Raw genomic sequence first — 9,951 nt, 5'->3', positions numbered from 1 at the left:
AAGGTTTGTATTATTCTAAGTCTACTCAATAACCAAAAACATTTTACCATGAAGGCGACGATCATAGGGGCAGGAATAGGAGGTTTAACTACGGCAATTGCTTTAAAACAAAGAGGGATTGAAGTTGAGATTTTTGAAGCTACCCCAAAATTCAAAAGAGCAGGTTCAGGAATAAATCTGGCCCTTAATGCCATGCAAATATTTAAACGATTAGGAGTTTACCAAGAAATAATAAAGGCTGGCAGTTATACTGGTTCGATGAAAATAACGGACCGAAATTTACAGCCTCTATCTACTGTCCAAATGAAAAATTTTGAAAGAAAATTCCATGTTAGATCGGTAGCTATCCACCGAGCCACCTTGCATGAAATTCTTTTAAATCAATTAAAAGGCACCCAAATTCATCTCAACAAAAAGGTAAAATCCATAGATCAATCTGAGAGTGGCATCAATATGCTATTTGAAGACGGCTCCTCCCACTCTACCTGGACCTTAATAGGAGCCGATGGAATTCATTCGGCGGTCCGAAAGTCAATTTTTAGAAACACACATACCCGAATAGCCAAACAAATCTGTTGGAGAGGAATAGCAAATACCGATATCCCCAAAAGGTACCATAGCGAACTGAACGAATTATGGGGAAAGGGAAAACGCTTTGGATTTGTTCACTTAAATGATGATGAAATTTATTGGTATGCTTTGGCAAATTACAAAACAAATTACAAGGAAGAGTTTAAAGATGTTCAACTGAACGAGTTTTTTTCTGATTTCCACCCATTAGTAGGAATGCTCATAAAATCTACACCGCAGCATAACATTTTAACCAACGAAATCACTGATCTGAAGCCTTTAACTAAATGGCATCATAAAAACACCTGTCTCCTTGGAGATGCCGCTCACGCCACCACTCCAAATATGGGCCAAGGTGCTTGTCAAGCTATTGAAAGTGCATATGTAATTAGCAAGTGTTTATCACAGGAGGAAGACGTTGAGAAGGCCTTCAGAATATTTGAATCGAAACGAAAAAAGAATGCCACAAAAGTAGTAAATACCAGCTGGAAGCTTGGTAAGGCGGCTCATCTTAATAATGCGATAGGCCAAGGCCTAAGAAACTTTATTCTAAAAAGCACACCTGAATTTATTACGCAAAAACAAAGTGAACAGCTGTTTAGATTGAATTATTAAAAAAAGAAAATAAACGGATATAAAAAGGTATCTTCTTGAGCAGAATAAGAAATTCTATAGGATGTAGTTTTTGCAATGACATCGTTCGAATGTTGACAAAGAAGTTTTCTTCTAATTGTTACTAAATCATTCGTTTTCCTAAAATCAATCACCCTAATAGAAATACTACTATAGCTTCAATTGTATTCAAATGAACCTCCTTCTTAGCGGCTGTGCTTAATTAGCAATAGGCTACTAAATTTTGTCAAGATTTTTAACCGTAAATTCGTTTACTGTATTTCCTGTATTTAATGTAGATTTTGGTTCAAAAAGTAATACTTTTACCTCTCCAATTGCCACTGGTTTATGATTTGTTCCCTTGGGTATAATTACAAATTCCCCAGCATTAATTTCTAAGGTTTGGTTATCTAATTCCATTTTGAGCGTACCTTCAATAACTAGGAACATTTCGTCTTCATTGTCATGCTGGTGCATTACAAATTCATCCTTGAATTTCGCTACTTTAATCAATTGACCATTTAATTCTCCGACAATTTTTGGATTCCAATATTCGGAAAATGAGTCAAATATACTTTTTATGTTTACCTTTCTTATTTCCATGAATCTTACATTTTTTAAGCTTATTTCCAACTTTGGTGGAGTTGAATAAAAAGGGTACCAGTGTCCCCTCTTTTTTTAAGAGAACTAACATTCTTCGCCTTGTTAGAAAGTCTATTTTAATCCACGATAATTAATTTCTACCAAAAAGAACTGATTCAGATGGCCGTCAGGACTCCCATGCAATTTTTCAGCTTTGTTAGTGAAGTGGAGCTTCATGGGAGTTATTCTTGAAAAATTAGGCTATCCAAAACAAGACTACGCCCAACTTAATTCCTTCATTTTTTCCTCCTATCGTGTTAATCATATATTCGAATTATTTCACCATTCCCATTCCCTTCCACACTTCTCACATAACCATTTATTACTTTATGCATAGGTATTGGATTATGCCCTGGGAAAACGTCCTTTAATTTTTCATAATCGTCTTCTACCATTCCAGATGACACCACATTTATCCTAATTTCATTTTCCAATTCCAGGGCTACTGCTTGAACGAAACTATGTATCCCTCCATTGACCATAGCAGCACTTGCTGTTCTAATAACTGGATCGTCCGCCAAAATTCCAGAAGTTAAGGTAATGGAACCCTTGGGATTCAGATAATCTTTTCCTATGTGGGCAAGATTAACTTGCCCCATCAACTTATTTCTTATACCAATATAGAAGTCTTCTTCCCCCAATTTATCAAAATCGGCCCATTTGGCTTCTCCAGCAATGCAAATAATTGCATCTACCGAACCAATGGTTTCAAACATGTTTTTAATGGAGTCGCTGTTTGAAATATCAATTATAACATCTCCCCTAGTCCTACCTCCTATGATTACTTCATGCTTGTTTGAAAGATGGGAAGAAACCTTACTTCCAATAGTACCCATTCCTCCAATAATTAAAATTTTCATATCCTTTGTAATTATTATTTATCAATTCCTTTTTATGTAAGAGCTTGTTTAAGAATTTTCTTAAAGCAGTTTTGCCTTTCTTTTTCTCCATTTGTCATAATGGAAAAATGGACTCCAATTATTATAAAACCAACACCCAAATAATGACTAAGGCCGAACACTTTCTCATCTAATATACCCCACATTACGGCTACTATGGGCCCTTAATACACCAGAGATACCGTTTCCATTTTTGTTTATGCAGTAGCAAACGAAAAGGAAGGTACCAATAGACCTGCAAAAACGGGGAAGGCCAAAAATATCAAAGGCCATAGGGAATAGAAATAAACCTCAGTCATTACCCTAATACCAGTCACTTTTCCAGGAGAAAAAACAACTAATCATATTTTAATTAAAAAATATGAACTCTCCCAAATCAGTGTACGTGCTAGCATGATTCTCCATTGCTAGGGACCTCTTCTATTCTATTGTATTTTTGCCATTTTGATAGTTTACTCGATTTTGAAGGTTCCTCATTCAATGATTTCCAGACTGATTTGGTCAAAGGAATTTTTTAATAATTTATCCCCTTTGCAAAGGGAATTAATGTTTGTGCAGAACCTCCTTGAATGTTAGAGTCTTCTCAATGAATTTTCAGTATTTCCCTGAATGCCTATCAAAAGCCCTAGTTATAATTGATTTAATAAAATGACATATTTAGTTTTATAGATATAATGAATTAAATTTTTTAATATTTCGATTCAATCGTTTTTAAATATTCCTTAATAACTATTTTATTCCTTTTAAAATAGGACCATTTCCCATACCTGGTTAAAACAATAAGAATGGCTTTTGCCATCTTAGGTAAGAGGAAAGAAATTGTAGATTGTGACAAACCTGCTTTATCTTTAATTTAAGAAGCACGCACTCCATCGTTAAAATGCCCTAAATCTTCATAAGGAGGAAAATTATAATCCGGGTCTTTTAACCACTCCAAAATTCTAAATCTTGTACGGGGCCCAATAACTTTTCAAACCTCAATGATTGGTTCTTCATCTATGATACAAACATATCGACATTTTCCGAAATACAAAAATGATTTATGAAAAATATTAAATCATTGTTGTTTAGGGCACTTACTTAACAATAGTCCTAAAAGTCAAATTTATTCGGGGCTTCAATTTTCTTTTTGTTTTTGGCAGGGTATGAAGCCAATGGGTTTGGGTAGTTCCTTTCATTAGCAATAGGCTCCCATGTTCTAATATGAGAGAGACCTTTTGCTTGGTTCTTTTATGTTTAAAAGAAAATTTCCTTTCAGCTCCAAAGCTCAGTGAAGCTATACTAGTGTTTTGCCCTAATGCTTTTTCATCATCACTATGCCAGGCCATCCCTTCGTTTCCATTGTGGTATAAATTCATAAGACAGGAGTTAAATTTCGTTTGGGTAATTTTTTCCACTATGGTTTTTAATTCTAACAATTCTTTTGTCCAACTTAATGCCCTTTTGGTAGTATTCGAATAAGTATAGTCAAAATTTGTATCTCCATACCAAGCCGCCTTCCGTTTGGTAATAATGTGTCTTCCAAAAATGATGGCCTCATCATTTTTCCAAAGAATGCTATTTCGTAAATTCTCAAAATAAAATAATGCTTCTTGAGTTGGCATTATTTTTCCAAAATAAAGAGTTTCACCATCAAAGGGCAAAATACTGATAACAGGTTCACTATTAAATAAGTCCATTCTTCCACTTCTTATACTCCATTTTCAAACAATTCCCACAAGGTCTATAACCATTATTTATCGCCTCCTGGGCGGTAAAGAAAAACACACGGTGTTCTTCTTTCATTCTTTTCCCTGATTTACAGTAGAGAGTACCGTAAATTTTAAGTTTCGAATTACCTCCCCATTGTATCAATTTTGATTTAATCAAATGTTTCAACTTTGGTTGATCTATTTCTTGGTGTCTAATCATCAAGTTAGCTTATAGCGTCATGAAAAATAACTCCCAAAGTGTGTCGTACCCCTTGGTGTACTTGGCTAACCCCATGTTTCATCATTACCCGATAATACCCTTTCTCCCCTTTTACCGGTCGAAAATTTGTGGTAAATAAAAACATATCACCTTTCTTAGGTTTCAGGACCACGGCTTTTGGTTGACTCCTTGGTTTCTGTTCCGTCATTACGAATTCTCCACCCGTATATTCTTTTTCGGGTTCATTAAGAAACAAAACCAATTGCATGGGAAAATAAATTTCACCATAAAGATCCTGGTGCAATGTATTATACCCACCTTTACCGTACTTTAAAATCAGGACGGCAGGCTTTGTTTGATTATGGTTATGACAAAGCGATTGAAGTTCCTCAAATGAAGTAGAAAATTGCTTGTTTATATTTAGGACTTTCATCCAGCTATTGGCAATGGGAGCAATTCTAGGATATACTTCTTCTCTTATCGTCTGAATAAAATTGGGTAAGGGATAATTAAAATATTTATACTCTCCCAACCCAAATCGGTGGCGTTCCATTATAACGGTTTTCCTATATGCTAAAGGGTAATTGTAATGGTGCACCAATTCTTCACAACTTTCATGGGTTAAAAATTCTGAAATCCATGTAAAGCCTTTGTCATTCATATCCTCCCTTACCTGTTGCCAATTAATTTGCGCTATTTTTTGCTTTATGTCTAGCATTTTCAAAATTCTAATGTATTAAGTTGACGCGATTTCACACAAAATATCAACCAATTCGACTGGTTTGCTAAAAAAAGGAGAATGGCTTGTGGACATACTATATATATTTTCGCAGGGTGTTTCTGTATACATCTTCCTTTGTATAAAAGGTGTTACGGCTTTGTCTTTCGTACATTCAATATAATACCTAGGAACCCTTCCATAATTTTCTTCCGTCAATTGCAGTGGAGTAATTCCCGACTCTACAGGCTCATGACTTAATAAAACTTTTGCTAGCTCGGTAATATCATCATCACAGTCTGCATAAAGGCCTTCTTTGTAAATTTCCTCTTGCAAAGTATGTGCATTCAAATGTGCATGTTGTGTCACATAAGGTTTTAATACCCCTTCTATATCCTGCTTGGAATATTCACTTTGGGTTTTACCATTGGGTATCAGATAAGCTGCTAAATAGACCAACTTTTCAATTTTATCTGGCCTATATTCTGCTGCTTGGGATATCATAATTCCATTTTTGCTATGACCAACCAAAATTACTTTCCCTTCAATTCCATCAATTAAATCACAGATTTTTTCAACGGTAGTTTTCATCCTCACTTCCTTAATGGGGGTTTTATCCCTTCCCATTCCCGGTAAATCAATTGCAATTACCTGATGTCCTTTATTTTCCAATATTGGGGTTACTTTATGCCAGTTCCATGAACTGTGCCACGAACCGTGAATTAAAATAAATGTCTTCATTGTCATTTGTATTTAATAGAAGTAAAATTGGAAACAATGGTGTTTCTATACCACCCGAATCTTGCTAAAAAATCTCTTGAGTTTGTGTCTGAGAGATTTCCCATCCCAACATAGCTTTTTTACGATTTCTCCCCCACATATAGCCTCCAAACATTCCTGTTGATTGAATAACCCTGTGACAAGGAATAAGAAAAGCAACGGGATTACTACCTATGGCGGTGCCTACTGCTCTGGAGGCTTTGGGATTGTCAATATGCTTGGCAACATCACCATAAGTGGAAAGCTGGCCCATTGGAATTTTCAGCAAGGCTTCCCAAACCTTCAATTGAAAATCAGTACCCTTGAGGTGTAATTTTATTTGAGGCAATTTTTTCCAATCATGACTGAAGATAGACAAAGCATCTTGTTGAAAAGAGTCTTGATATTGGTTGTAGATTGCCTTTGGGAAGTGGTGATGTAATTTTACCAAAGCCTCTTTTTCATCATCAACAAAAGCAATATGACAAATTCCCTTTGATGTAGAAGCAATTAAAATATCACCAAACGGACTCTGAGAAAAACTGTAATTGATCACAAGATTTTGCCCCCCTTTTTTAAATTCGGCCGGAGTCATTCCTTCTATATTTACAAATAAATCGTGCAATCGGCTTGTACCAGAAAGTCCTGTTTCATGGGCAGTTTCAAACAAAGAAGTTTGGTTTTCTTTCAATAATTTTTTGGCGTATTCAACACTGATGAATTGTAAAAACTTTTTGGGACTAGTTCCTGCCCATTCGGTAAAAAGGCGTTGGAAATGAAATGGACTTAAATGAACTTTCTTTGCAACCTCCTCAAGGCTAGGTTGAGATTGGAAATTATTTTGAATGTAATCAATGGCAACCGCAATCCGATTGAAGTTGATTTTATCCTGCTCTTTCATTTCTTTATGCTTTAATTTGTAAACGTAAAAATAGAAATGAAAAACGTGATGGACTATCCGAAACTTGCTAAGTTTTAAAAAAACTGGTGACTTCTCCGATTACCTTAAAAATAGAGTTTTATCGGAAATGGTAATTACCCAATTAGGATTTGATCAAATATATTGACGTAATATCCATCCAATGGCCTTATAGATAAAAACTCCTTGGAACCCAAAAGGGGTTTAATCACATAAGCCAACAACTCAGTATCCAACCTATTTTAATAATGGCACCTGCAGGGCCCTTCCCTGTTTACTTATCTGTAAATTTCCCCCTTATACTTTGGGTAAAACCTTGTGAATTTGCTTTTAGGGAGAAAAAACAAAACAAGAATGCTAAAAGCCCACTAAATTTCATCATCCGTTAGTTAAGAATTTGAGGCAAAAATAGTTTGGTCACTTATGACCATCTCTAACTTTTCCTTGAGCTTTAATTTTTGAGGGATAAATTGTACTCCCGTAGAAAAAAGTTTTTATGTACTTCCAAAGTAAAGTCATACTCAACTACTTTCCTTCCCCAAAAAGTGGAGTTTACAATAAATTCATAAGGCGAAACTGTTCCTCTAATACACTACCCTCCCTAAAATGAATGGTTTGAAAGCCGAGCTCCCTGGCTGCAACAATATTTTCGAAATTATCATCAATAAATAAGGATTCATTTGCTTGGAGGTGATACCTTTTCAAAAGTAATTCATATATACTTTTGTCTGGCTTTATCATTTTTTCATTTCCGGAAACCACCATACCATCCAAGTCCCTAAAAAAGGAATACCTATTCAATGCAATAGGAAAAGTTTCCGCTGACCAATTCGTTAATCCAAAAAGTTTATATTTTAACTTTAAAGGCTTTATCAGTTTAACATTTTCAGAAATTTCTCCCCCCAGCATTAAAAGCCAGTCATCATAATATCTTTGAATTTCTGTCTTGTATTTGGGGTACTGTTTCTGAAGTTCTACTGTTGCCTCGGATAATAAGCGGCCTGCATCCTGTTTGACATTCCATTCTTGATTGCAAATGTTTTTCAAGAAAAAATCCATTTCTGCCTTTTCCTGAAAAACCTTTTCATACAAATACCTTGGATTCCAATCAATTAAGACTCCTCCAAAATCGAAAATAATATTTTTAATGCTCATCACTCAATTAATTTTAAATTGTTATTTCCACATTATTCCCTTCCATATCCAAAACTACACTCTCATAATATCCATCACCGGTAATCCTTGGCTTCCCTTTAACGAGATAGCCATCTTTTCGTAAAACCTCTGTCAGCTCGTCTACCTTTTGCTTACTTCCTACAGAAATAGCCAAAGTGCGTTAAGCCGGTTGACATTCCTTTATCACCTTGGTTTTCCAAAATATCAGGTTTGTGCATAATTTCAAGCCTTGTTTCGGAGCTTTCAAATGAAAGAAAATAGGAAGAAAACTTTTTGACTGGATTAATATATTTTTCCCCACACTTCATATTAAAATATTTAACATAAAAATGTTTTGCCGCTTCCAAATCTTTTACCCAAAGTGCTAAGTGTTCAAATTTCATGATGTTTGTATTTGTATTCGGCAAAATTACGGACTCTACTAATCATCCAATTGTATATTTTAGCCAATTTAATACAAGGTGAAATTATAATTGAATTGATTATTTTTCTCTGTAGCAGTATTTATCAAGGAATAAAAGGCCGAAGGTTTATAATTCATAAAAAGCTTAAACTCTCGTACAAAATGTGATTGGTCAAAATAACCGGCATCAACTCCAATAGTGGTTAAACGCTCACTATTGGTAGTTAAACTGCATAAAGATTTTCTAAATTTTATAAGACGTTCAAATTTCTTGGTACTAATTCCTACAACAGTACTAAAATACCTATTCAACGTCCTGTAATTTGTCCCGTACTGACGAATAAATGATTCAATAGTGGTAAATTGCTCGGCCTGTTTAAAATAATGGTAACAATCTATTACCAACTTATTTTTTTGGTAATTTTTCTTGAAGCGCTTAGACAATAAATTGTTAATACTAGACAGTATTTCTTTATCATTTTTTGCCTTAGCAATCCTATTCAAGAATCCATATTCCGATTCTGATAAAAGGAAGGATAATTTGGCTGTCTTATTAAGTATTTCCTTAGGTGAAATATCCAAAAAGGAGGCTAATCCATATGGGTAAAATCGAACACCAACCATTTTTGTGCCTTTAAGATAGGTTGAGCAAGAAGGCTTTAAGGTTACACCCTCTATTTGCGGGCTTTGAATCCAACAATTATTAAAGTAGTACGATGATTGTCCCACTGGAAAAACCAGGTTAAAGTAAGGGCTCGGTGGACTCATTACTTTTATAGATGTTCAAGTATTTTCTAAAATCCAGATTCTTTCTACAAAGTCTTCAAACAGTTGCGGCTTTTATGTTTTTATGTTTAGCAAATCCTTACTTTATCTACAAAAATCCCACCCTATTTCCATCTGACTGGAAAATTCCTTTTTATCCTATTCTAATCCCGTTTTTCACCTTTCTTTCAGGTTCTATTAAAGTCACCTCATTATCATCGCCAATTCCACCCAGGATTAAACACTCACTCATAAAATTTGCAATTTGTTTCGGTGGAAAATTTACCACACCAATTACTTGCTTTCCAACAAGGGAATCGGGGTTATACAATTTTGTGATTTGTGCAGAAGTCTTTCTTATACCAAATTCACCGAAATCCACTTTAACCTTAAAGGCAGGCTTTTTTGCCTCCTTAAATAATTCAGCTTCAATGATCGTACCTACTCTCATTTCCACTTTCATAAAATCGTTCCAATCTAAATTTCTTTCAATTTTTTCATCCATCTTTCTCGAATTAATGACTAATGTTAAATCTTTAATTTTAATTAATCCCCAAATTATAAGGAAATAGCTTTT

General features: G+C 34.8%; 13 protein-coding genes. 1 reads left to right on the top strand and 12 read right to left on the bottom strand.

Features of this window, described 5'->3' with window-relative positions:
- Positions 1-1,185: FAD-dependent monooxygenase (locus E1171_RS14970; protein ID WP_222931512.1), on the top strand; the 1,185-nt coding region annotated here is incomplete at its 5' end.
- A 234-nt stretch (positions 1,186-1,419) separates the two neighbouring features.
- Here the strand turns inward: E1171_RS14970 and E1171_RS14965 are convergent.
- From E1171_RS14965 to E1171_RS14915, 12 genes are all read right to left on the bottom strand, one after another.
- Positions 1,420-1,815 (bottom strand): cupin domain-containing protein, encoded by a 396-nt coding sequence (locus tag E1171_RS14965; RefSeq protein WP_246164365.1) that lies wholly within the window; start codon positions 1,813-1,815, stop codon positions 1,420-1,422.
- A 266-nt stretch (positions 1,816-2,081) separates the two neighbouring features.
- Positions 2,082-2,684: a short chain dehydrogenase gene (locus E1171_RS14960; RefSeq protein WP_155206851.1), complete on the bottom strand. Its 603-nt coding sequence runs from the start codon at positions 2,682-2,684 to the stop codon at positions 2,082-2,084.
- A 1,115-nt stretch (positions 2,685-3,799) separates the two neighbouring features.
- Positions 3,800-4,402, bottom strand: coding sequence for an alpha-ketoglutarate-dependent dioxygenase AlkB family protein (locus tag E1171_RS14955; protein ID WP_155206850.1), 603 nt, complete (start codon positions 4,400-4,402; stop codon positions 3,800-3,802).
- Complete coding sequence (locus E1171_RS14950; protein ID WP_155206849.1) at positions 4,389-4,634, bottom strand: Ada metal-binding domain-containing protein; 246 nt, start codon at positions 4,632-4,634, stop codon at positions 4,389-4,391. The genes E1171_RS14955 and E1171_RS14950 overlap by 14 nt, the downstream gene beginning before the upstream one ends.
- Positions 4,635-4,638: 4 nt before the next feature.
- Positions 4,639-5,352: a 2OG-Fe(II) oxygenase gene (locus E1171_RS14945; RefSeq protein ID WP_155206848.1), complete on the bottom strand. Its 714-nt coding sequence runs from the start codon at positions 5,350-5,352 to the stop codon at positions 4,639-4,641.
- An 18-nt stretch (positions 5,353-5,370) separates the two neighbouring features.
- Positions 5,371-6,093 carry an alpha/beta fold hydrolase gene (locus E1171_RS14940; protein WP_155206847.1) on the bottom strand — a complete coding sequence of 241 codons (723 nt, stop codon included), beginning with the start codon at positions 6,091-6,093 and terminating at the stop codon, positions 5,371-5,373.
- 64 nt (positions 6,094-6,157) lie between these two features.
- The gene (locus tag E1171_RS14935; protein ID WP_155206846.1) at positions 6,158-7,012 is read right to left on the bottom strand and encodes a bifunctional helix-turn-helix domain-containing protein/methylated-DNA--[protein]-cysteine S-methyltransferase; all 855 of its coding nucleotides are present in this window, start codon (positions 7,010-7,012) and stop codon (positions 6,158-6,160) included.
- Positions 7,013-7,582: 570 nt separating this feature from the next.
- On the bottom strand, positions 7,583-8,185 hold the full coding sequence (locus E1171_RS14930; RefSeq protein ID WP_155206845.1) for an HAD family hydrolase: 603 nt from the start codon (positions 8,183-8,185) through the stop codon (positions 7,583-7,585).
- Between the two features lie 13 nt (positions 8,186-8,198).
- Positions 8,199-8,360: a VOC family protein gene (locus E1171_RS24765; RefSeq protein ID WP_343031404.1), complete on the bottom strand. Its 162-nt coding sequence runs from the start codon at positions 8,358-8,360 to the stop codon at positions 8,199-8,201.
- Positions 8,338-8,589 carry a VOC family protein gene (locus E1171_RS24760; RefSeq protein WP_343031403.1) on the bottom strand — a complete coding sequence of 84 codons (252 nt, stop codon included), beginning with the start codon at positions 8,587-8,589 and terminating at the stop codon, positions 8,338-8,340. The genes E1171_RS24765 and E1171_RS24760 overlap by 23 nt, the downstream gene beginning before the upstream one ends.
- Before the next feature lie 68 nt (positions 8,590-8,657).
- Positions 8,658-9,377 carry a helix-turn-helix domain-containing protein gene (locus E1171_RS14920; RefSeq protein ID WP_155206844.1) on the bottom strand — a complete coding sequence of 240 codons (720 nt, stop codon included), beginning with the start codon at positions 9,375-9,377 and terminating at the stop codon, positions 8,658-8,660.
- A 151-nt stretch (positions 9,378-9,528) separates the two neighbouring features.
- A complete protein-coding gene (locus tag E1171_RS14915; protein WP_155206843.1) occupies positions 9,529-9,879 on the bottom strand; it encodes a tRNA-binding protein in 351 nt (116 codons plus the stop codon).
- Positions 9,880-9,951 lie beyond the last annotated feature (72 nt).

The sequence above is a fragment of the Xanthovirga aplysinae genome (genome assembly GCF_009711365.1).
Lineage (GTDB): Bacteria > Bacteroidota > Bacteroidia > Cytophagales > Cyclobacteriaceae > Xanthovirga > Xanthovirga aplysinae.
Note: the sequence above shows the minus strand (reverse complement) of the source record. Positions and strands in the feature narration are given on the sequence as shown.